The organism is Bradyrhizobium sp. 482_C4_N1_8 (genome assembly GCF_052075965.1).
In the GTDB taxonomy this organism is placed as follows: Bacteria; Pseudomonadota; Alphaproteobacteria; order Rhizobiales; family Xanthobacteraceae; genus Bradyrhizobium; species Bradyrhizobium barranii.
This window is the reverse complement of the sequence record NZ_CP197231.1, coordinates 5876638-5900062: the sequence shown is the minus strand read 5'-3', so window position 1 is coordinate 5900062 and position 23425 is coordinate 5876638. Positions and strand designations below refer to the sequence as shown.

At 59.3% G+C, this 23425-nt stretch carries 17 protein-coding genes; 12 read left to right on the top strand and 5 right to left on the bottom strand.

Annotated features, from left to right (window positions below; all coding sequences use genetic code 11):
• The first annotated feature begins 529 nt into the window (after positions 1 to 529).
• Entirely contained in the window at positions 530 to 1390 is an 861-nt protein-coding gene (locus AB7Z56_RS28470; protein WP_441256632.1) for a DUF4118 domain-containing protein, read from the top strand.
• A 102-nt stretch (positions 1391 to 1492) separates the two neighbouring features.
• On the top strand, positions 1493 to 2458 hold the full coding sequence (gene corA, locus AB7Z56_RS28465; protein WP_441256631.1) for a magnesium/cobalt transporter CorA: 966 nt from the start codon (positions 1493 to 1495) through the stop codon (positions 2456 to 2458).
• Positions 2459 to 3998: 1540 nt separating this feature from the next.
• On the opposite strand, the gene AB7Z56_RS28460 is transcribed toward corA, so the two are convergent.
• On the bottom strand, positions 3999 to 4343 hold the full coding sequence (locus AB7Z56_RS28460; protein ID WP_014493348.1) for a hypothetical protein: 345 nt from the start codon (positions 4341 to 4343) through the stop codon (positions 3999 to 4001).
• A gap of 169 nt (positions 4344 to 4512) precedes the next feature.
• Positions 4513 to 5526, bottom strand: coding sequence for an AraC family transcriptional regulator (locus tag AB7Z56_RS28455; protein ID WP_441256630.1), 1014 nt, complete (start codon positions 5524 to 5526; stop codon positions 4513 to 4515).
• Between the two features lie 1184 nt (positions 5527 to 6710).
• Between AB7Z56_RS28455 and AB7Z56_RS28450 the strand changes: the two genes are divergently transcribed.
• The 4 genes from AB7Z56_RS28450 to AB7Z56_RS28435 all read left to right on the top strand — a co-directional run bounded on the left by AB7Z56_RS28450 (position 6711) and on the right by AB7Z56_RS28435 (position 9566).
• Positions 6711 to 7505 carry a class I SAM-dependent methyltransferase gene (locus AB7Z56_RS28450; protein WP_441256629.1) on the top strand — a complete coding sequence of 265 codons (795 nt, stop codon included), beginning with the start codon at positions 6711 to 6713 and terminating at the stop codon, positions 7503 to 7505.
• 251 nt (positions 7506 to 7756) lie between these two features.
• A complete protein-coding gene (locus AB7Z56_RS28445) occupies positions 7757 to 8575 on the top strand; it encodes a BA14K family protein (protein WP_441256628.1) in 819 nt (272 codons plus the stop codon).
• Between the two features lie 289 nt (positions 8576 to 8864).
• On the top strand, positions 8865 to 9239 hold the full coding sequence (locus AB7Z56_RS28440) for a hypothetical protein (protein WP_441256627.1): 375 nt from the start codon (positions 8865 to 8867) through the stop codon (positions 9237 to 9239).
• An 84-nt stretch (positions 9240 to 9323) separates the two neighbouring features.
• Positions 9324 to 9566 (top strand): hypothetical protein, encoded by a 243-nt coding sequence (locus AB7Z56_RS28435; RefSeq protein WP_187387749.1) that lies wholly within the window; start codon positions 9324 to 9326, stop codon positions 9564 to 9566.
• 146 nt (positions 9567 to 9712) lie between these two features.
• Here the strand turns inward: AB7Z56_RS28435 and AB7Z56_RS28430 are convergent, their stop codons facing one another.
• Together AB7Z56_RS28430 and AB7Z56_RS28425 are read right to left on the bottom strand one after the other, a co-directional pair.
• Positions 9713 to 10135: a recombinase family protein gene (locus tag AB7Z56_RS28430; RefSeq protein ID WP_441256626.1), complete on the bottom strand. Its 423-nt coding sequence runs from the start codon at positions 10133 to 10135 to the stop codon at positions 9713 to 9715.
• Positions 10136 to 10232: 97 nt separating this feature from the next.
• Positions 10233 to 11210, bottom strand: coding sequence for an AraC family transcriptional regulator (locus tag AB7Z56_RS28425; protein WP_063984142.1), 978 nt, complete (start codon positions 11208 to 11210; stop codon positions 10233 to 10235).
• Positions 11211 to 12054: 844 nt separating this feature from the next.
• Between AB7Z56_RS28425 and AB7Z56_RS28420 the strand changes: the two genes are divergently transcribed.
• The 6 genes from AB7Z56_RS28420 (at position 12055) to AB7Z56_RS28395 (ending at position 22235) form a co-directional block, all read left to right on the top strand.
• Complete coding sequence (locus AB7Z56_RS28420; RefSeq protein WP_441256625.1) at positions 12055 to 13278, top strand: OpgC family protein; 1224 nt, start codon at positions 12055 to 12057, stop codon at positions 13276 to 13278.
• Between the two features lie 673 nt (positions 13279 to 13951).
• Positions 13952 to 15406, top strand: a complete 1455-nt coding sequence (locus AB7Z56_RS28415; RefSeq protein WP_441256624.1) for an amidase family protein — start codon at positions 13952 to 13954, stop codon at positions 15404 to 15406.
• Between the two features lie 100 nt (positions 15407 to 15506).
• Positions 15507 to 16088 carry a TetR/AcrR family transcriptional regulator gene (locus AB7Z56_RS28410; RefSeq protein ID WP_441256623.1) on the top strand — a complete coding sequence of 194 codons (582 nt, stop codon included), beginning with the start codon at positions 15507 to 15509 and terminating at the stop codon, positions 16086 to 16088.
• 1722 nt (positions 16089 to 17810) lie between these two features.
• On the top strand, positions 17811 to 18425 hold the full coding sequence (locus tag AB7Z56_RS28405; RefSeq protein WP_063984137.1) for a tetratricopeptide repeat protein: 615 nt from the start codon (positions 17811 to 17813) through the stop codon (positions 18423 to 18425).
• A gap of 247 nt (positions 18426 to 18672) precedes the next feature.
• Positions 18673 to 20316: an indolepyruvate/phenylpyruvate decarboxylase gene (gene ipdC / locus AB7Z56_RS28400; RefSeq protein ID WP_063984136.1), complete on the top strand. Its 1644-nt coding sequence runs from the start codon at positions 18673 to 18675 to the stop codon at positions 20314 to 20316.
• Positions 20317 to 20630: 314 nt separating this feature from the next.
• Positions 20631 to 22235, top strand: a complete 1605-nt coding sequence (locus AB7Z56_RS28395) for an MASE4 domain-containing protein (protein ID WP_441256622.1) — start codon at positions 20631 to 20633, stop codon at positions 22233 to 22235.
• 625 nt (positions 22236 to 22860) lie between these two features.
• Here the strand turns inward: AB7Z56_RS28395 and AB7Z56_RS28390 are convergent.
• Entirely contained in the window at positions 22861 to 23292 is a 432-nt protein-coding gene (locus tag AB7Z56_RS28390) for a hypothetical protein (RefSeq protein WP_354248909.1), read from the bottom strand.
• Positions 23293 to 23425 lie beyond the last annotated feature (133 nt).

Below are 23425 nucleotides of genomic sequence, written 5' to 3'. Positions count from 1 at the left end.
ACCGCGATCTCACTCCCAGGAGTGCGAACCAAGAGTGCGAACGCGGGTATCGGCGGCGTCTGGCGAATCTTCGGAGGCAATATGGCAAGGGAAGCGTTCGCTAGGCTGATGCTCCTCACTTATCGCGCCCTTGAGGTGCTGATGACGTTCCTGTTTCCGGCTTGGTACGGACCGTCCGCCAGATACCGGCCGGAAAATCATTACATGCGCGGCCCAGGGCCGAAATGGCGTGCAAAATATCTGGCCGAGTCTGTCTCTCCCCCCACGCGGTCGATCACCTCTTCGCGTCCTCGACAGGAATGATCGCGCGCTCATGGCTGACCCGCGGCGCTGCCTCAGCCAGCCGGAAGATCAAATACCTGACAGTCTGGGCGACGGCGCGCTTCGCGCGACGTTGAATTTGCCTTTCATGCGGCTCACATGTGGATGGAGTTGTTGTATGCTCGGTCAGCCATCAGCGCTGCGAGCGCACTCTGACGGGCTTGCTTTTCGGCCGACGTGTGTCGCCTGCCAGGCGGGAGTTCAAGTGGTGACGGATGTTGAATCGAAGCTGCCGCAGGACATCACGCCGGCGCCTGATGCCGAGCCCCTTCTGGGTCCGGTAGCATCGGAACTGGCGCGCTACCTTGTTTCAATCGCCATGACCGCCGCCGCAACGGTCATCGCTGTCGGTATTGACAGCAGCGTCACTATCCCCAACCTGTCGCTTATCTTCGTACTTCCAGTGGTCATCGCAGGTGTGAGTCTCGGCCTCGTTCCGTCACTCTGTTCGGCGATATTAGGTGCTCTGGCATTCAATTTCTTCCTGACCGAGCCACGCTACTCATTGGCGGTCGATGACCCCGCGAACATCTGGGCGATTGGACTGCTGTTCGTGGTCGGGGTCATCGTGAGTGCAGTTGCCTTCACCTCCTGGCAGAGGGCGACCGAAGCGAGGCTGTCAAGAAGGCGCGCGACCTTGCTGCAAGGCTATTGCCGTGATGTCGTCGCGGCCGACAATACGAAGGCAATCGTCTCGGTTACGTCCCGGGCACTGGCAACGCTCTTCCAGGTTCCCGTCATCGTGATGCTGGTTACGGAGGGCAGGGTGGTTTCCCTCGAGCAAGTCGGAGACGTGGAGCCGCAGGAGGCCGAGTTGGAGGCGGCACGATCGTCCCTGGCGACTGGAACTGTCATACGCAGTGGCATCTACCCCAATCTGGCCTCCCGCTTTGATTTCTGGCCCGTGGAGACGGACGAAGGCCGGAATGCCGTGGTTGGAATCGCATTCGACCCTGATGAACGCCCTTCGTCACCGGATGCGCAGATCGACGTCGTCGTGCGCATCTTAGCCTTGGTGCTTGACCGTCAACATGCGCGGGCCAAACGCGATGCCCGACCGTCAGATTGAATCCGAATCATCCCGCGCTCCAAGCCTGCAACAAAATGAAGGCAGGCGATTTAAGGTGACGGGGTGGTGCACACCGCTCAACAGGTTTGGAGGAAGCTCGTTGTGAGCGTCGTAGCAGCCCATTTGTATCGTCATGGCAAGAAGGCAAAAGCCGTTTCATTGGACGAGCCCATCGATTGCAAGGGCAAATCCGAGTTTGTCTGGATCGGGTTATTCGAGCCTCCGGAACGAGAGCTTGAACAGCTCGAGAAGAACTATGGGCTTCATCCTCTTGCGATTGAAGATGCGCTGAAAGCGAACCAATTGCCGAAGGTCGACGTTTATGGCGACCAGCTGTTTGTGATGACGCGCACAGCCCATCTCGAGCACGACCGCATCGCCTATGGTGAAACCGCAATTTTCGTCGGGAAGAATTTCATCATCACGGTTCGGCATGGCTCGGCGCGCGCGCATAGCAATCTCCGCGCCCAGCTCGAAGCAGCCCCCAGCCTGCTGGGCTATGGCCCCGACTACGTTCTCCATGCCATCCTCGACTTTATCGTCGACGGCTATCTTCCGGTGGTCGAGACGATCGAGGAACGCGTTCTCAACATGGAGCAAAGCGCGCTCGACAGCTTTCTTAGCCGCGCGGACGTCAAACGGCTCTTCGGGCTTCGCCAAGAATTGATCCGCTTCCAGCGAATTATCGGCCCGATGACGGAGGTCTGTGGCCGGCTCGTGCACCTCGAGACGCCGTGTCTTGACGCCAACGCTCGTCCTTATTTCCAGGACGTCCTGGACCATGTGCGGCGCGTCGAAGCGATGGTGAACTCCCTGCGAGACGTTCTGACTTCGGTTTTCGAGGTGAGCAATCTGTTGGAGCAGCAGCGTCAGGGCGTGATCACGCGGCAGTTGGCCGCCTGGGCCGCCATACTGGCCGTACCCACCGCGATTGCCGGAATCTACGGCATGAACTTCGAAAATATGCCCGAGCTGAAGACGCAATACGGCTACTTTGTCGTCGTTGGCATTATCGTCGTATTGTGCGGTGTGCTTTACCTGCGTTTCAAGCGCGCTCGATGGCTCTGACGCTAGTGGCTCGTCGCATTTGCCGAGTTGGGCCATTTCAAAGATCGCACCGCGGCAAAGCTTAGTTGTGGAAATTCGGAGAGCTCGCGACTCGTAGACATCTGCCACCAACACAAGATCGCCGTGAGTGCTGCGTACCACCTCTTCCCACTTGCGATCTCCCGCAAAACGTGCCGGCCAAATGTCGACCCGGTTTGCGCGAATTCGCCTTCAATGTGACCCGCGTAAAGGGTTAGCGCTGCGCGAGTGACGTGTACATGGGGTTTTCGTGTGCGTGGTGAGAATCCGAAGGCCAGATTTTCGCTTCCAATTCGGACATAGATGAGCCTAGAAGGAGCAATCTGCGAAAGCCTCGTCGTGCCAAATTTCTCAGTCGATCCAGTCACATACGGGGGTCGATCCTAGATAAAATAGTTCAATAAAATGAATGACTTGCGTTGGAAATTTTCCGTGGCGCCCATGATGGACCGGAGCGAGAGTTTAAGAGTTTCAATTAGTTAGAGGGACGCGTGTGCATGACGTGTGCACCGGGAGATCAAGAAAAATCTCATCACGGCCAATGTGAGATTGTAAGCAGGTCAGGCCGAATGGATGGGGCAGACGCTGGGGAATTATTCGGTCGTTGCCGAAGGAGGGGACGATCTCTGGTCTGAGAAAAGTCTCTGGATCGACCGACACGCGGCCGTCAGCCGCGCTCAGGCCACCAAAGCAACGTGCCCCCATTGAGCGCGTTTCGAGCTTCGTCGTGGCTGCGCTCAACGACGGCAATTGCCTGTCGCTGCCGAGAAGCGCTGGTAGCGTTAGTCTCCTGGGCTCGCTAAAGATATCGCCGCACGCCTGGAGCCGTTGTTGCAGCCGGTTCTTCACACGCATCGCGGCGGCACGCCCGAAGCGCCGCAGCGGCGGCGGAAACGAACGAGGCATTCTCGGCGAAATATGCTCCGTCGGCTACAGAATTTCCGTCGCGCAAAACACCGCAAACATGTCAATCCCATCGTACAAAATATTCCACGTTACCGAAATTCAGAAAATGGCGTATGTGTCGCCCATCCAGGTTCATCCTTGAGGGATGATCATGTGGTCGTCAGTGTCGCGAGCCGGGCTTGCGGTGGACGCGGCAGCGTCGGGTGCGAATGGCAAAAGGCGGGCCGGATTGCTCTGCGTGAGCCCGAGGCTTCGTGCGGACGAACGGCGCTGACAGGCCCGTCTCGCCAGTAGTTTTCGGGCTCCGTCGACAGGGCTGAAAATCTGCGGCGAACATGGCGAGCCGCGCGTACGGCAAAACCGTGTGGTCCTTGCTGCAAGTAGTATTTTTGGCCTGTTGAAATCGTCGAAGTGACGGAAAATAAAAGCATATTTCGGTTGTCGCCTGGCTAGCGAACGGCCCCCTCGAACCGGCCGGGCCCTAATAGGCCCTAGTTTCACATGGCGCTGGCGCGGGCCGGTCCCGTCCCCTGTAGCCCGGTTGCGCTGTGCGGCCTTCGTGTGGCCTTGCGCCTGCCGCGTCGTGCTGATGCGGAGCGCGATAAAAGAGCCTGTGTCAATCGGTCAGGTTGAGCGTCTTATCGGCGCAGACGTTGATGCCGGAGGCATCCGTCGACTGGCCGTCGTCGAACGTCCCGCGCAGATCGAAGCGGCAATCGCTGGCCTGTGGCAGTTTAGCCGACGCTTGCTTGCCGGATTTCAGCGGGCCCAGTACTTCCTTCCAGTCTGGCGACCCGGACTTGGCCGCCTCCAGCTGGACTAGATCCGCTTTGCGCGAGTTCGTCACGGTGACGGTGACCGCGCCCGCCTGTTTCGCCTTGGGCTTCGGCGCGGCCTGCGCGGCGGTAAGGCCGAACAGAGTTGCTCCCACGAGCGCTGCAGCAAGTGTCCGAGTGTTCATCGGATTGTCTCCGTTTGGCCCCCAGCAGCGACGGTATCATTCTTCAGCGCGAAGCGGTCCCGGTTATGGCCAGTTCGCGTGTTCCATAGATCAAGGTGAAGGAACTCTTTCAGCCCTGTAGCCCGGTGCGCGCTGCCTGCCGTCCCGCGAGGCCGAACAGTCCGCGTTTTCAACGGCCGTCGCCCGCGCATTGTGAGGGGGCGCAGGATGACTTCTGCCGCACCATCGATGCGGCGCGCACGCCTGATGGCGTCTCGCCGAAGTGTCGGCGGAACGAGCGATTGAAATGAGAAACATCACCAAAGCCGACTGCAAACGCGATATCGATGATGGCCAAATGCAGATGGTGCGGGTCAGTCAACATCGCGAAGGCACGCTCAAGCCGACACGCTGCAAGGTGCTCGGTGAACGACTTTCCGGTCTCTTCGAGCAACTTTTGCACGTATCGCCGCGACATACCGAGCGCTCCAGCAACATTGTTCAGATCGACATTGGGATCGCCGAAGCGTTGCGCGACCTCCGCCAGGATCGCCTGCAGCTTGGCTGCCTTCACACCACGCTCCGTAACGAGGTTTGCAGCTTCGACGGTCGGCCCGAGCGTCGCGGCCACAAGATCGAGGAGATGTGTGCCGACGGTGGAGGCGAGTTTTGATGACGGAGGTTCTTTGAGGGATGCGAGCGATTGCAGGTAGAGGTGGAGCAGGCGAAGCGCCGGTCCAGGACGCACCGGCCGACCTGATAGATCTTCCGGCTGTGCAACCAGCGACCTAAGGGCGGCAGCCGGCACGGTCACGAATTTGACGCTGGCGCCACGCGACCCAAATACTCGCAGCAGCCTTCCCCGGTCAACCAAACAAGCGGCGCCGGCATCATAGACATGTTCCTGGCCAGCATTTGCAAATTGGACCGGGCCAGCTTCGACGATGTTAAGTCCGAATTGGTCACGGCTATCCTTGAGGTGGCGTTTGTGACGGATAAACTCCACCGGCGTGGTGACAATGCTACAAACGCCAACCGGGCCGAGCGGCAAGTAGGTGACATTGATACGCGGGCGGCCGCCGCTGTGATCTATCACGTCCAAGGCGAGGTTCAGCCGCGTAAACTCTTCACGGAACGTGGAGAACCTTGTTCGCTCCGGCAGCATCTCAGTCGACCATCGCACAAGGGGAGATGACGTTGGCATGCCGGCCTCCCGTTTCGGTGCCCAACCACGCAAGAACGACCGAGCGCCCGAACGAAATCTGTAAATTCCTCGAATGACGCCAAGACTGAGACAATATCGGACCGCAGCTTCGCTGCAGGTGTGAGGTGGATTACAAATGGAGGTAGGGACCTCAAGAAAATGATGAGGAATTTCCCGTCAGGCTTTCGATGCTGACACGGTTCGCATCGAGGTTGCTATGATGCGCGAAATGCCGCAAGGGCACGAAGAATTTGCGTGTGCAACTTTCAGAATGCGCATGTGTGATCCATAGCCGATACGACTGGCGTCCCTCCTCAAAAGGTGAAGAAAACGCCGTGCCTAAAGGCCGCCAACCGAGACGGCTTGCTTCTTTAGCAAGCCCACATCATCCGCGAGCTGCGGGCGGCCGGAAAAGCCAGTCTACGTTCCATTGCAGAGGAGCGGAACGAAGCCGGCAACTCGGTTGCGCGCGCGGAAGGCTCAGTTTGCTCGGTTCAGCGGTTGCGAGTGTCTTGACCATCGCAAGATCGAATGGGGTTGGGATAGAAGCAGCGATGCGGGCCCGAATGGGATCGCCCAAAAATGTTACTGCAATCGTGATCATCACTACAGATACTAGGACTACGAGCACATCAGTCATGATGCGCCTCGAAAAGTGCTTCGTCATGATTTGAACCCCTCACAACCAATGACGCGCGCGTGCGCAGCTATAATCAATTTCGCATGCAAATGGGTATGTGAATGGGAGTTCGCCGCACGTAGCGGATCGTCCCTTTATAACGCAGCAGTCACCAACTATGAAGCAGCGATCCAGACCCAATTTAGCGGATGCGTCAAAACTGATGTCCTCGCAGGACGCTATAGCTTCCACGTCGTGCATCGCACGGACACGACAGGATGGTCGAGGGTCCTATGGAGGGCGACGAAAAGCGCGGGGACCGTGCGACCGAACCTATCGAGAATATCTGGCGCGAGAAAATCCGTGGTTGCAGTTGCAGAGGACATGCATCTGTTTCGGACGCGCGCTCATATCATCGCGCTAGGCGGTCTACCTTGAACTGAGACATTGTGCCGCAACCGATTTGTAAACTGTGGTTGAGGTTCGTCTTGCGTGCCAATGTTCTCATCACGCCGGGCTCAAGCGACTGAGCTGATTATTCCATCGAGATCGAGGAGTAAATTTCATGGCGCAAATTCTTGCTCATAACCTCAAACCCGCCGCGACTTGGGGTTCCGGCGGCGCGTCCTACGATACCGTGAGCCAAAGTATAGCAGACGCCATTGATCACGTCGTGAATCGAATCTGGCCGCAACCGGGAGAGCGCATCCTTGACGTTGCGACAGGCACGGGCTGGACTGCGCGGCGGTTATCTAATCGAGGCGCAAAGGTGACTGGTATCGATATTGGTGAAGGCGTTATCGAGGCGGCGAAACTGATTGCACCGGAGATCGACTTCAAGGTCGGCGATGCCGAAGCGCTGGAATTTCCGGATCAAAGCTTTGACTGTGTGACTTCGACGTTCGGTGTCATGTTTGTCTCGCGCCCCGAGGCTGCAGCTGCCGAGTTGGCACGTGTCACGCGCAAGGGCGGGCGACTGGGGTTGGTCACTTGGCTGCCTGGCAGTGCGGTTGAAGAAATATTCCAGACAATGCGGCCATACATGCCGCCACCGCCTGACAATCCTCCTCCTTCGCCATTTGCGTGGGGCCGGGAAGGCCGCGTTCGGGAATTGCTTGGCGATACATTCGATCTGGCCTTTGAACCTGGCACCACGGTACTCCGCATGCCGAGCGGCCAAACGGTATGGGACATATTTGTGACTGGCTATGGTCCGACAAAAACGCTGGCCGCATCGCTCGACCCTGAAAGGCGCACGGCACTTCAACGAGACTTCATCGCGATGCATGAGAAGCACCGCTCGCCGGTCGGGTTAGCCCTGCCGCGCGACTATCTCTGTACGATTGGAACTCGAAAATAACGCACCCGGCACTGCGTGCCCATCAGCCATCCTGCGCAACGCATCCGCAGTCGACCAAGCGTCCCATCATCGACCTCGACGCGAGCGCGTCAACGCGGGGGCCTCCGTTGTGTCCGGCACGTTGTCCACCGCAATCGGTAGCGGCTTGCCTCTCCCGCTCGGGGCGGCGCATCGCCGCGCAGCCGGAGCTATCACCGAGGAGTAACACCAAACTTGAGGGGCACAACGGGTGGGGTTAGGCTTCCGGCGAAGTGAAGAAGCAATGGCCTGATATCCCGGCGGTGGTTTACATGCGCCATACGATTAAGACCGCACCAAACGTCGTCATCCTCGAGGCGTCACACGCGCGGCGGGGATTTGCAATTTCCTGGATCGCCCGAACCCTCGTCGCGGCGGCACTCATCGGGTTCTGTCTCAACGCCGACGTCGTCGCCTATGTGGCGCGATACGCCACTCAGCAGGAGTTGTCTAAGCTCATCACGATCGTCCCGCCGGTCATGGCGCAACAGACGCCATTGTCGAAGGACGACGAGGCGGCGCAGCTCAAGCAGGCGATCGACAGCGCGACAGCGGAACTGCGGCAGTCTCTGCAGCAAGAGCACGCCAGGGCTGAGGCGCTCGAAAAAGAACTTGTGAAGGCATGGCGGTACGTCGGGAAACTGCTGTCGAGGCCCAACGGCGAGGCGCACCAGTTCAGCCAAGCGGTCGACAGCGCGACGGCGGTACTGTGGCAGTCTCTGCAGCAGGAGCACGACAGGGCCGAAGCGCTTGCAACCGAACTGGCGGACGCGCGGCGCTCCATGGAACAGAAACCTGCCGTTGTGGAAGAGACGCCCGGTGTCTCCTTGCCTGCTTGGGCAAACAGCTACGCCGCCTTCGTGAACCCCGCCCGGACCGCAGGTCAACCGGACGTGGCCACGGAGAACAGCAAATCGGCAATTAAACCAGGCGAACCAGCTCGCGTTGAACACAAACCGCGCGGGGGCTACGGCTGCCAGCACTTTCAGACTTACGATCCTGCATCCGGAACTTACATCGGCTATGACGGACGGCGGCGTTCCTGCCCATAAGTGCGGGGCGGTGTTTCGGCAACAAGTCTAGCTGACCTGCCGCTATGGCAGCGAGATGCAGCCGCCCTCACTCGTCTGCTGCGGCTTCCTGACGACGTCACCGAACGTGTCGTCTTGTCGATCCATCCGAAGCCGGTGATCCTGACCACCGTTGAAGAACGCGATGTCTGGATGCGCGCGCCGTGGCACGAGGCCAAGGTTTTGCGTTGCGCACAAGCGAGCCAAGGCGTTCTTTGACCGAGGGGGAGGGGAGGGAAAAGTTGCGGAAAAGAATGCTTATGCGAATGAGATGATCGTACCAGTTGGTGATCTCGAAAAACGTTGCCCTTCTGAGCATCCCACTTTCCAAGTTGGCCGCGTGCTCTCTCCAATCACGAGTTTCCTCGGACCCGAAATCGCGGCTTTTACTCGCTGCCTGTCGGCGTCCTCCGAGATCAAAGTACCGCGGACGCTTTCGTACATCGTCGCGAGACCGCCGCTTCAGCCCTATCAAGTTCAGGAGGAAGGTGGCATTAGCTTAACCAGCCGTCGATCGAACTGGCAGCAGCTCAAGGCCGCGCTTCGGTCTGTTCGCTGGGACGTCTCTAGAGATTTGGTGTTGCCTCAAGTTGAGGAGCGCGCCCGCGCCAATCACGCTTGCTCCGAAAAAGTCACGTTGTGGTGACGACGGAAGGTGATGCTACCTGAAGTGAGCTGACTATGTTATGCGTTGTAGCACTCCAGGGGGGAATCCCAACAGGAGCTAACTATGACAAGAAAACTGCTCGTCGCTCTCGCTGTTCTCACTCTCTCCGTTACTGCCGCCTCGGCAACGCACCATCATCGCCACGCGATGAACACTCATGCCGCTGTTCCGGAATCGCCATCGCCCATGGGCTGGGCGGGTGGTATGAACGCAAACGATCACGCCATGTATCTCAAAAATCTTCACGACTCAGGTTACAACCCGAAGAATGATCGCGATGCGACCGGGAACGTGGCCACGCAGTAGAAATCGCAGAGCGGGTTAGCGATTGTCTGCCGGGACTCGAAGACCGAAAGTGGACGCGTAACCCGCCGCTCGGTATCCACCAGGCATGAATCGTGGGTGGGAAGGCGTTAGGCTAACCCACCCGCAATCATTGCTGTGCAATCACTTCACCGGCCGCTTCTCGAGCCTTCTGGCCAGAGTGCGCCTGTACACGCCGAACCGGCTAGCGCAAACGGATCGACGTCCGCGCCTAGCTCTGCCACCAGAAATGACACGCGATGCACCATGAGGCCGGATGCTCCATGAGGCCGGCTGATGAGGTGAACGTCGCGGCTCAGCCGGTCCAGCTTGGCGATGATGATCGGGGCTGCGCTTGTCTTGCCACCTCGACCGACCTTACGAGCTCGATTCATGGCTGCCGCGAGTTCAGGCCGACGCTCCAAAGCGTCGGCTCCCTTGCCAGTATCGACTTCGCGGTGCTCCGCCGCGATGCTGTAGCTGTGCTGTGCGCAGAACACCTTGATTGCAGAATGTTGCGCTTCCCGGCCGAGACCGCTGCGCTGGGCAACCACTATGTCAGCGTTCGGCATTGAAGCGGCAGTCGACCTCCGTAGTCGTCATCGACGGCTTATGACCCAAGGCGGTCATTGGGCGACCATCACTCGCACTCGCCGAGGGGCACGTGGATCAGCTAGGATCCCTTCGGGCGCAACGAACGCCACGCGGCGAATCGCCGAAGCGAGCTCGGAACAAGCGATTGAAATGCGAAACATCCGAGAAGCCGACCTCTAAGGCGATATCGGAAATTAGCCGCGCGCTGGCGCTGGAATCGGTCAGCAGTTTGAGCGCTCGTTGGAGGCGTAACTCATTCACGTGCCCGGTGAACGATGATCCTGATGATGCCATCAGGCGCTGCAGATAGCGAGGTGAGATGCCTTGGCAACGAGCTACCATCTCGACGCTGAGTCCTGGTTCTTGAAAGTGTGTCTCGATGTAATCAAGGGCGGCGCCGTGGCGCGCAGTCACGACAGCGCTCGCACTGCTCTCGCCCAAGGGAGCGCACTCGACGATTGCGAGCGCCAGGAGATCGTGGATGTGAGTCACGACTGCATCTCGCAGCTTCGGGGTGGCCAGAACACTCTCATTAAATGCCGACTTGAGATAAGCCATGAGAAGTCGGAGCGCTTCATTTCGGTGAGAAATCGGCCGCATGGCGCGGCTTTCGACGTTCGTCACGCGCTGTGCAAGCGCGTCGCGCGGTACGGCAAGACCGAATAGCAATCCGTCGACATAGGTGACGGTGACCGGCTCGGAATGCAGAATTGCGATGGCGTCGCTGGCGTTAAGCTCGATTTCTTGACAGCGCTGCGATAGTTGACTTTTGCCGGGAGAACAGAGGATGACTCCGATCGAGTCATCACCATCAGCGATGCTCGCCTGCAAGCGCTTGAAACGCATAGGGGAGCCTTTCAGCGCGAGCCTGCGCAAACCTCGGATCGCTTGCAGCGTTGCGTAGGCCTGAAACGGTGCGTTCGATAGAGGCTCAATATCAGCGTGGACTATGCCTCGCCCAAAGTCCTCGCGCCATAGCGGGATTCGCATCCGCTCCGGAAACTCCCGCGTCGAGAATCGATGTGATACGAATTTGGCTGCGTCCATAGACATGGGGACCTCCAGCCTTGTTGGACATCGGGATAAAATGCGACAAACTCACCGGTATCTGCATTTTGCAGTTCGCGCACCGAACTTGTTTGATCTGTGCGCAAGAGTCCAAGAAGCTACGCCATTGGCCTGCTAGTCTCGCTCAGCTAAGTTCAATGCTGATGTGAACTCGTTCACTTAGCGGCCAGAAATTAGGTCTATAGTGATTGCGAAGGCCGTGGCGTCAAAAAATCTCCTTTAAGAGGAGGCGGTCGTGATGGCTCTATTTCTGATTGCCGTTATCGGATCTAGTTTAGATATCCTTGGCGGGGTGAACCCGTAAGCTCCGCTTCTATGACTCTCGCGATTGATCGAACTCAACGATCCGCGGACAGACTGTCCTGCAGCACTAGACGTTCTCTGATACCGATTTCGTGTCGCGCCTCGTCGGCCACATCGTCGTCATCCGAGTTCGTCGGACACAAACTACTCCGGCGCCGTTGATATTTACCGCCGGTTGAAATGGTCGAAATCTATCGTCAATGGTGATGATCAAGCGAGGGTTCGATCATGTCCACCCTAGTGGAGATGTTTTACCGTGAGTATTGTCGTGCCCGCCTCGCCGAAATGCGGAAGCAGCTTCTGATACCGGTTGCCAGCGACGACATATTGCAAACGTTTTGGGAGGACGGCGAACCTTCCGGCCCGGGCAATCAAAGCACCGGCTGGCCAACGAAAGAGCCTCCAACCATCAGGTAGCTCGGGCTCGTAACCGCATCGTTTGGTCGGATACCCCGCTCGGCACCCCAGCCCGGAGCAGCAGAGCCTCTCATCGACCGATGTGCGAGTACGCCGGCAGGTCAAACAGATGCACGATCGAACTCACACCTCGAAGCGATTGATCGGCGAAACTCCGCCGGAGTTCAGGGGGGCTGGCCGCGACCTGCGCATCGATGTCTGTCGCGGGATCGCGCTATGGTGGATCTTTCTTGATCATGTTCCCAACAACATCGGAAGCTGGCTGACACCGCGCAACTACGGCTTCTGCGATGCCGCCGAAATATTCATGTTCATTTCGGGCGTGACCTGCGCGCTGGCCTACGGCAGGGCACGTCAGCGCGAGGGCTGGAGCGGCATGATTGGTCGTTCGCTGCGGCGGGGATGGGACATCTATGCCGCGTTTCTGCTGCTCACGCTCGCTTGCACCGTCCTCGTCTACCTCGCGGGCAGCGATCGGCTTGCTGACGAGAGCAATACGCGGATTCTGCTCGATCATCCGGGCGCGACGCTTGCGCATGCCGCAATCCTGCAATATCGCCCTGTCAACACCGACGTCTTGCCGACTTTCGTCATCTTTCACGTGTTGTTCGCGCCGCTGTTGTGGCTGCTGCTGCGAGCACCAAACGTTACGCTTGGTGTTTCGCTGTTGCTTTATGCGCTCGTGCACATCTTCGGCTGGAGCGTTCCAGCCTGGCCCAACGGCGCCTGGTTCTTCAACCCGTTGGCTTGGCAGCTTTTGATCGTGCTGGGCGCGTGGTGCGTCATCGAAGGGGAGAGGGTCTGGCCCTGGGTGACGTCGCGCACGACGCTTACTCTTGCTGTTGTCTATCTGGTTTTTGGCCTGGTCCTGACGCTGAGTTGCAGCGGCAAACCGCTGGTCGCGCAAAATTTGACGACCCTGCTCTTCCCGCTGGATAAATCGAATCTCAGTCCGCTCCGGCTGCTGCATTTCTTGGCTCTTGCAATTGTGGTGCTACGGTTCGTTCCTCACGATTGGCGCGGGCTATCGACGCCAGTCATGCGCTGCGCGAGGTGCTGCGGTGAGAATTCGCTGCCAATCTACTGTCTCGGCGTCCTCCTGGCGCTGGCCAGCCACCTGACGCTGCTTGACATTTCGGGCCGGCCTGCGATGCAGATCGTGCTCAGTCTTGCTGGAATCCTCGCGATGATTGTCGTCGCGATGCTGCTGAACCGGATCAGCGTCAGACGCAGTCATTATCCCGGGTGGACGCAGTCGACCAAGAAGATCGCGCCGGTGTTTTCTAGCTGGCAGGTTGCGGATGGAGCGCGCAGGGAAGCTCTTGGCCCTTAGCTGACGTATTGGTCACGGTGTCGGCTTTTGACCCGTTTCGGACTTGGACTAAGAGAGCCTGGGTGCGGAGCGTCTCCCGCTCCTTTCGCCTTCATAACCGCAATGCGCTCATCGATCAGCTGGTCGGACATGGCTACTGTCGTCGGCAGCTCCGACAAGGCGCATGCGCTGGCCGAGCGTCTCTCGTCCGAGACCGGCTTGCCGCTCAAGTTGCGTTGGGAGCCTGACTGACGCAGTCCTTCCCCCAGAACGAGTTGGTAGCGCTTATTAACAGGGAAAGGAGAAGTACCTGCCGCGGTTATCAGTACTTCCGCCACGCCCGCGGCAAAATGTTTGACTCTCGAATCGCGGACGGTGACCCATCTTCTTCGAAGGGGCTGTTGCCGCATGGGGTAGGGCACTCACTATGTCCGCTATCGGGACTAAAGCGGCAGTCGCCCTCCGTAGTCGTCGTCGACGGCTTATGACCCGAAGCGGAAGTCGCTGTTGAAAGCAATGCGCCCGCAATCCATCGGTCCGCCGGCACCTCACACCTCACGCTCATGTGTCCGGCGAGGCCGACATTTCCATTGAAGTACGATCGTAATTTAATATTATGACCGTAATGGCATTCGGCTGAGCCGCCGTTGGGCGGCGGCGGGGTGCCGCCCAACAGCTCCTTTGCGAGGATTTCATGGATGACACGACCACAGCTTCACCCCGCATCGCATTGCGAGAAACCACAGATGTCGAATCGCTTGGGCTCGCAACCGCTGCAGCAGCGGTTCGCAACGGCGACATCACCTCGGAGTCCTACACCGCGGCGCTTTTACAGCGTGCCCGAGCGCTTGCCGAGCTGAACGCCTTCATCACCATCGACGAGGCCGCGGTGCTGGCAGCCGCAAGGGACGCGGACAAATCGCGTGCGGCCGGATTGGCGGCTCCGCTACTTGGCGTGCCGCTCGGGGTGAAAGACAGTTATTTGACGAAAGGGCTGCCTACCAGCCTGGGCGTCGAAGGCCTCGCTCATTTCGTGCCGCGCGAGGATGCCGACGCTGTCCGGGTCATTAAGGGTGCGGGCGCTTTGGTCTTCGGCAAGAACAACCTCGTCGAGATGTCGTACGGCTTGACCGGTCACAACGCACGTTACGGCCAGGTGAAGAATCCGCACGCACCAGATCGCGTGTCGGGCGGCTCCTCGAGCGGCTCGGCCGCATCCGTGGCCGCCGGCCTCGTTCCCGCGTCCTTGGGCGGTGACACCGTTGGGTCGATCCGAGTGCCAGCATCGTTCTGTGGCGTCGTGGGCTTCAAGCCAACCACTGGACGTTGGCCACGCGACGGCGTTGCGCCGATCTCCCATACGCTCGATACGACGGGCGTGTTCGCCCGAAACGTCGAGGACTGCATTTTGGTGGATCAGGTCGTGACCGGTGAACAAGCTGCGGAGTTCTCCAACGGCGGCTACGACCTGAAGGGAGTCCGGCTGGCCTTCGCGCCGCGACAGTTCCTGGATCTGGTGGACTCGGAAGTCGAGACCCGCTTCCGCGAGGTGGTTCGGCGCTTGCAGGACGCCGGCGCCGAGATCGTTGAAGTAGATCCTGGCGACGATTTCAATTCCCTCGTCCAAACCGCAACATGGGGCATCTTCGCTCATGAGACGATGGGCGAAATTTCGGAATTTCTTCGCCGCCATGACATTCCGACCACGTTCGAGGCCATTTATGAGGGCCTTAAGCCCCAACTTCGGCAGGCGTGGGGGCACATCGTGCTGCCGGGTGGCGCAGGTGCTACCTCGGCAGAGGCCTATCAGACTGCGCTCGACGTGAGCCGGCCGGAAATCCAGCGCCGACTCAACACGGCGTTCGTCTCTCATGGGGCGCTGGTCATTCTGCAACCGACCACGCCCTGCACAGCGCCTTTGATCGAGGAGCAGGCGACCGTCCATATAGCGGGGCAGGATGTTAGCTACCTCGCTTTGGCGAACCACACCGTGTCGGCAAGCAGCGTGGGGCTGCCCGGTATCAGCCTTCCTGTTGGCTTGTCTCGCGCGGGGCTGCCGATTGGGCTCGAACTGGATGCCCCCTTAGGTAGCGACCGGAGGCTTCTAAACCTCGCCCGCGGCATCGAAGGCATCTTGGGCGCCAAATAGAGTGCGATCTAACGTCGTGGCCGCTTCGCGTGGCGAAGGGGGCCCTGTTGGAAGAGGCTGCAGCCTAACGGCTGCGGGATATTGGTGAACTGGAGAAAAGATGCGTTTCGAGAAAGGTCATAAGGCAGCGACGCGACGGCACATCATCGATGTGGCGTCGAAGTGCATGCGCCGAGACGGTATCTCCGCCGCCGGGATCGCTGGGATCATGGGCGAGGCCGGCCTGACCAAGGGCGCATTCTCTCCGCACTTCGAGTCCAAAGACGCGCTCGTTCGCGAGGCGCTGGCGAGCGCGCTCAGCGACCAGCAACATCGCCTCGATGAGGATCACCGGAGGGGCCTGGACCTTGAGGGCGCGATTCGGAGATACCTGAACCGCGCTCACCTCGAAGACCCGACGGGCGGGTGCCCCTCGGCGGCATTGCTCCCCGAAATCGCCCGACAGCCCCTGTCCACCAGGAAAGACTACGAGAAAGGGCTGCGAAGCTACGTTGCAACATTGGCCGCGCTGCTTCCTGACGCAGATGCAGGAGCGAGCCGCCGTCGCGCGACCGCCATCTTCGGCCTCATGGTGGGCACCCTTCAGTTCGCACGGGCTATGCCCAATGCTACGCAGGCAGAGCAGATCTTGGAAGGCGGCGTTGAGGCCGCCTTGCACTTGGCACGAGTTGCATCTTCCTAGACTAGGAAGCCGGTAGAGGCTCAGCATGGAGATCGTCATCCGCGAAAAATCCGAGGTCGGCCTCTAGCCCGTGTGAGACATGCCGGGGCGGTCTGACGATGTCCGGTCACAGGGGTAGACCGGAAGAGAACGGCATGCGGCCAAAGTGACGCGATTGACCCGGAACGGACATTCTGAGTGTTGAAAGTCGCGCGCCAAGTTTCACTAACTCGGCGGGTTGCAGGTATCAGCGCTGACAAGGGCAATCGGCCTGACGCACAGTGTCTTCGTTCCATTCAATGAAGCCATCGGCATTTTTCGAAGGTGCGCGAAACATTTTCGCATCCCTGTAACTTGAGTTAATCGTGGGGCCTAATCGAAAGGTCGCGATATGGAACCGACCAGCAGAATATCGGACCACATCGATCATAAGACTGCCCGGTCGATCTGTGACGAGGTGGGTGACAGATTGCAACAGAACTTATCTCTCGAAGCCTCGCCTCTGCCGCAGTACCTCGAACGTCTAGTCGATGAATTGCGCAAACAGGAGCGTCATCCAATTGATGGCGTCGCAGCGCCCGCTAACCGTTTCCTTCATGCGACGCGACGGGTAGTCGCGGCCGTCTGAGCGCGTAAAGAAGAAGCCGTCGCCGCGCTCAACCCGGCGGCGGCTTTTCCGCTAATCTTGTCAGGTATGCCGCCGCTCGATCTTCCTCGTCTCACCACGTGCCTTCTCGGCCGCGTCATCCGCCAAGGCCCAGAGCAGCCGCATCCCGGCCGATGGCCCGAAGTCGGCTTCTGACCCCGGCAGACGTTTACTGGGTTAACTTTTGTTCTGGCGTCGCTCTGGTTCCGGGTGCACACTGGTTCTCTCACCGCTCGGCAGCGTGCTTTGATCGGTGATGAGAACGCCGGTTGCGCTCCCGCCCAATTCACGCAGGGAAAGGAGAGTGCCATGGGACGACGCTCACAATCCCACATTGACGACAATCTGGACGTGGAAAGATCCCGCATCATAGCGGAACTGAAAAATACGCCGCCAGGACCGCAGCGTGATCTTCTCGAACTCAAACTGCGCCAGCTCGAAACCGTTTCTCATATAGACGGATGGCTAACGTCGCCGGGCCTACAACCCCCGGAGGAATAAGGCCGTCTCAGGCCAACCGAGGAATAGATCAATGAATTCGACTCATCGAACGATTTGCGAACGCGAGTGTATGTAAACACGCAGTAACTCAAAATACGGGCTTCAAGCATTGGACGGCAGCAGAAGCAAGAGTACCGCGCATATATTATGGGCCTCGACGGACATATCGAGGTTCGCATCGATCTAATGTGTGAGGACGAAACCGAAGCCAAGAAGCGCGCCAGATCCTTAGCTGACGGGTGCGACGTAGAGCTATGGTGTCAAGATCGAAAGATTGCGGAATTTAAGAGTGAGTAAGGCCGCCTCAGTTGGCGGCCTCTTTCGTGCTCACCATCCTGCTACGTCACCTTCTGTCCCTTAGCTGCCGTTCAGGGGGATGGCCGCTGCGTCTGCTCTTCTGGGAAGACCGGACGCACGACAAGGCTGGCCGATACAGCCGGTTTTGACCCGCTGCGGACATTGACCGGCTCATAAGACAACATTGCTGTCACACCAAATCTCGTTTTTTCTAATCACCTTTCCAGGAATGAGGTAAGCCGGAGTTAACATGTTCGGCTGGATTGGGAGCTCGAAGGCGTAGCTTGCAGGAGATTTCTATGGCCAACTTGATGATCAGGATTGTGACGCTGGCAACGTGTTCGATTGCGCTGATCGCTGCGTTCTCGGTCACTCCGGCTGTTGCGGCCCCGGGCACTGAGCCAGGTGGCAGTGAGGCAGACTATAGCGGAATGGGGCAACGCTCCGCTTATCCACCTTCGTCATACCCGAAGCGGTCGGGCAACAAGGCCACTCACCAGCCCAAGGCCAAAAAAGCCAAGCAGTCCCTGTTCGACGACCCCGCCTTTGCTCATGGGTACCGCGCAGCTTATTCGGCGGTCTACGACCGCACTGACTATGCCTCTGCGATTGAGCAGTTGAAGACGCTCGGCCACGACGATCACCCGAATGTGGCCAATCTGATCGGCTACTCCTATCGCAAGCTCGGCCACTACAAGCTTTCGCAGGTCTGGTACGAGCGCGCCCTGAAAGCAGATCCGAACCATGTGCTGACCTGGCAATATTACGGCCTATGGCAGATCGAACAGGGCAACCGCGATCAAGCGCAATATCATTTGAGTCGAATCGCGACGATTTGCGGGACTGGCTGCGAGGAGTACCGGTCGTTGGCCGCCGCGCTAGAGAAGCCGCCCGGCACTAGCCTGGTTTATTAGCACGCTTTGCAGCGGCGGTCAGAGCTCGGCGCTAACGCGACGGGTGAGGCTATGTCTGTTCATGGTCCATCAGCGAAGTGGCGACACCTTTCGTTGAGGTCCGCTTGGTGGGGTAGAGCGGACTGACTTTGCTCACTCTGAGTTCTTCGCATTCTGACCCAAAGGGGTCATCGCGGCTTCTTGTCTTGCGGGATCACGGAACGAAGGCGATCATGCTTGAATATATTCTAGCTCCCAGGACGCCCCCATGCCCACGCTTGCCCTTGCGTTGCTCGCGGCGCTGAAAGACCACGGCGCCCACGAGATTTTCGGTATTCCCGGCGATTTCGTGTTGCCGCTGTTCAAGGTCATCGAAGAAAGCAACATCCTGCCAAATTTCACGCTGAGTCATGAGCCGGCGGTCGGTTTTGCGGCGGATGCGTCGGCGCGATATCACGGCGGCCTCGGCGTTGCCGCCGTGACCTACGGCGCCGGCGCTTTCAATATCGTCAACTCAATCGCGGGGGCATATGCGGAGCGCTCACCGGTAGTGGTGATTGCGGGCGCGCCAGGCGCGCGCGAGCGTACCAGTGGCTTTCTTCTGCATCATCAGGGGCGGACTGTCGATACGCAGCTAGCCGTGTTCAAGGAAATCACCTGCGATCAGGCGGTGCTGACCGATCCCGTAACCGCACCTGCGCAGATCGCGTGGGTGTTGCGCAGCGCACGGGAAATGTCGCTGCCGGTTTATCTCGAATTTCCTCGTGACATGGCGGCGGCCGAGGTCGAGCCCATCGTAGCGCTGCCGCCGCGGCATGCGGTTGCTGGTGCGCTCGCCGAATGCGTCGAAGAAATCCTCGATCGCATCCAGGCGGCTGCCGCTCCGGTCGCGGTAGTCGATGTCGAAATCCGGCGCTATGGCCTAGAGGACAAAATCGCTATTTTGGCGCGCAAGCTGAAGCTCCCCCTGGTGACCACCTTCATGGGACGCGGACTTCTCGAGCACGCTCCGGACGTCGTAGCCGGCACCTATCTCGGCGCGGCTGGCGATCCCGCGATCACCCGGCTGGTAGAGGATGCCGACCTAGTGCTGATGCTAGGCGTCATCCTTTCGGACACCAATTTCGCGCTCTCCAACCGGGCGCCTGATCCACACCGCACCATTTTAGCCTCAAGCCGCGAGGTGCAGATCGGTTATCATTGCTTCCGCAACATGCCGCTCGCCGGCCTGATCGAAGGGTTGGAGGCGCGCGCCAAGCCAAACGGGCCGCGGTCCCATCTGCTGTCGCTGAAGCAGCGCGCCGTCTATCCGCGGGGCCTGCCTGCCGATGACGCACCGATCTCGCCATCAGATGTCGCGACTGCGATCAACGACCTTTTCGACCGCCATGGCAAGATGTCGATGACGTCGGACATCGGCGACTGCCTGTTCACCAGCATGGAGATCGACAACACAGCACTCGCCGCGCCCGGCTACTATGCCGGCATGGGCTTTGGGGTGCCCGCCGGCATCGGCGTCGCGGCCACGGGATTGCGGCCGCTGATCCTGGTGGGCGACGGCGCGTTCCAGATGACCGGCTGGGAGCTCGGCAATTGCCGCCGCTACGGGTTCGATCCGGTTGTCGTGCTGTTCAACAACAAGAGCTGGGAGATGCTGCGGGTGTTCCAGCCGGAATCGCGCTTCAACGATCTCGATGACTGGCATTTTGCCGATATCGCGGCGTCGATCGGCGGTGTCGGCGAACGGGTCACCACGCGCCGCGAGCTTGCCGCTGCGCTCGATCGCGCGGTCAAGCGGCGCGGGCAGTTTTCGCTGGTCGAGGTGATGCTGCCTCGCGGCGCGACATCGGACACGCTGGCGCGTTTCGTTTCCGGCTTCAAATCCGTCCGCGAGCGCATGGCGAAGGCGTAAGGGGCTGCACGAAGAGTGCGAAAAATGGCGGCTAAATGATCAGGTTTTGGCCATCAGCGAAGTGGTGACACCGCTCACTGTGGTCAGCTTAGTGGGGCGCAGCGGACGAGGTTTGCTTACGCTGAGTTTTTCGCTTTTTGACCCGAAGCGGACCTTTAAGTGCCGCCCGGTCCGGACTAGCAGCAGGCCACTGAAACCCTGCAAGCGCGTCTTCGGCAAGTTGAAAACATCGTCTCGAAAACATACGCTCCGTCCAGACGAAACTCAGGGCAGCTTCGTGCCGCGCGTTCCAGCCGCTGGGAAGATTCGCTCCGATGATGAAGCCCGCCGTCATTATCCCGGAGGATCAGTCTTTCGCCCTTGCGACCTTACCGCCCGGCCGGGCGCAGAAACGGCTTGCCCTTGCGGTCATGCTCGCTTTCCTGGGCGTCGTCTTAATCTTGGCAGGGGCGCTCTCGAACGTCCAGCTGGCGCGGATCGATAGCTTCGTCCCGGCCTACGGCACGGCGATGTTCGTGAATGACATGATCACCGCGGTCCTGCTGTTCAACCAGTTCGCCACCCTGCGTTCGAGTGCCCTCCTCGCAATCTCAACCGGGTATCTCTTCACGGGGCTCATGCTTGTCCCCTGGATGCTGGTCTTTCCAGGGGCGTTCGCGCCAGTTGGCCTGCTTGGCGCGGGGCTACAGAGCACGGATTGGCTCAACGCTCTGAGGTACGCCGGTTTTCCTACGTTCGTCATCGCATATACCCTTTTGAAGGTTGCCGATCCGCCCAAGCGATTGTGGGAGGGCTCAGTGGGCGCGACGATTCTTTCGAGTGTTGCGATGACGTCAGCCGTTGTGTGTGCCGTGACAGTTCTTGTCATAGTGGGTGAGGCATACTTGCCCCGCATCATGCTCGACCCGGTCCATTTTTCTACCCTCGCGCTCTATATTGCCAGTTGTCTAATCCTGTGGAACGCAGTTGCGCTCACTTTGCTCTGGATGCGCCAGCGTTCGGTGCTCGATCTGTGGCTGATGGTGGTTGTTTGCGCATATGCAATTGAGATCTATCTGGTCTCGTTTCCCGGTTTTGCCCGGTTCAGCGCCGGCTGGTATGCTGGCCGGGTCTTCGGGTTCGTGTCCAGCATTCTTGTACTCTTTGTCCTGCTGTATGAGATAACGACGCTTCACGCGCAGCTGCTCGGCGCGGTCCTGGCGCAACGTCGCGAACGTGAGGCGCGGCTGATGACCGGCGACGCCGTCTCGGCTTCAATTGCCCACGAAATCAAACAGCCATTAACGGCGATCATAGCCAGTGCCAACGCGGGATTGCGCTGGCTTGATCGTGTCGAGCCTGACCTCGATAGTGCCAGGAATGCATTTCGGCGCGTCGTGACCACCGGACACCGTGCGGACGCCGTGATCGAAAATATCCGGGTGCATTTCAAGACGGGTGCACGGACCCGGACTTCGCTCGATATCGACGATGTCATCCAGGAAGCTCTGGCCGTCGTCCGTGACCAATTGCGGAGACATCGGGTCGCCGTTCAAGCCGACGTTAACAAACGGCTGCCGCGGATAAGAGGCGAACAGGTTCAGCTCCAGCAAGTGCTGGTGAATTTGATTACGAACGCAATTGACTCCATGGCCACGAAGAATGGGGAGCGGGTCCTATCCATAAGGTCTGAAGTCCATCACTCCAGATACGTGATGGTATCGGTAGAAGACACGGGGGAAGGTCTAGAGCCCGGCGGCGCCGTGGATCGGATATTCAACCCGATGTTCACGACCAAAACGGATGGCATGGGCATGGGGCTGTCAATCTGCCGGTCGATCATCGAGGCGCATGAAGGACAAGTATGGGTGACCGCCGATAAAGGCCGCGGCGCCATTTTTCACTTCACGGTTCCGGTAGACTCGGACAGCCCATCCTAGTAGCCGCCTGAGTCCGACTTTGGCCCTTAGCGTCGAAGCGTACCCATCACTTCGGCGTCGGCTGTTCGGGGAAGACCGGACATGGATGCAGGTATGCCAAACCGACGCGAATTGCACTAAGCCGCTGTCGCGGTACAGCACGACGGCGCGATATCCGCGAGTAGGGAAGTGGCTCCGCTGCCCGGCGACAGATCGGCCCGGGTGGGCTCTGCCAGCAATTAGCTGCGCATGGCGGCGCGGAAACCGACGAAGCTCAACGCGCCCGCCACGGTGACGGCAATCCAGCTCACCCAAAACGGCACATCGACGCCATTCAAGGTGACGGACCATCCATCACAATCCGGATCAACTGCAAAAGCGGGCTCAAGGCAAAGATGGCGGCGGCGAGCGTGCAAAAGGTTCTTATGGTCATTGCCCGTCTCCGACGGCACACGAGGACGTGGCTCGCCCCCGCAGCCAAAATGGGGAGGGGCCGGCGCGGCGGCCGCATTCTCAATGTGTCGCACAATCGCCGTTTCGCGACGCCGCGAGTCGGGATCACTTCCGCCTTTGGCACAAATGCGAAGTGCAGCGATGTCCGCGGTTACTGTGAGCGGCACTTCGTCCCCACAATCCGCGGGCAGTGTTACTGCGCCAGAAATCTATATGCGACAATCAGAGCCACCATGCTCGCGAAAATCAGCAGTGCTGGAAGGGGTTCTCGGATCATTGGCTTCGTCGAATGCAGTGCAGCCGATAGACCGGGCTGATTAGGCCGTTTCTTGAGCCGCACGACTTTGCCCTCTGTCATTGGTGTGCGAGCCTTTGGTTCCGGGGGCGCGCCCACGCCTCCCATCTCGCTGTAATAAGCGCTGTAGACCTCGCGAACGGCTAGGGCCGTGGACTCGGCCTCGCTCATTGTCTCGAGCCGAGTTCGATAGTTAGTCAGAAAGCTTTGGGCGCTGGACGGCAGGTCATCGAAACCACCGAGCTTGGCCATCATGAGCCAGGTGGCAAAATCCGCTTCAGCCTTCGTGCGCGCTTTCTTGGCGATACTAGCTTTGGAGCTAGAGGACATGGTGGTCCGATTGGTTTGAACCCGGCCGCGAAGCTGTTCATTGACACCATCCGCGCGGCGGGAAAGGCAATTGGCAATCCAGTCACAGTAATGACGGCGCGGGAGAGTTCAAACGCGAATCTTACCAACTAGT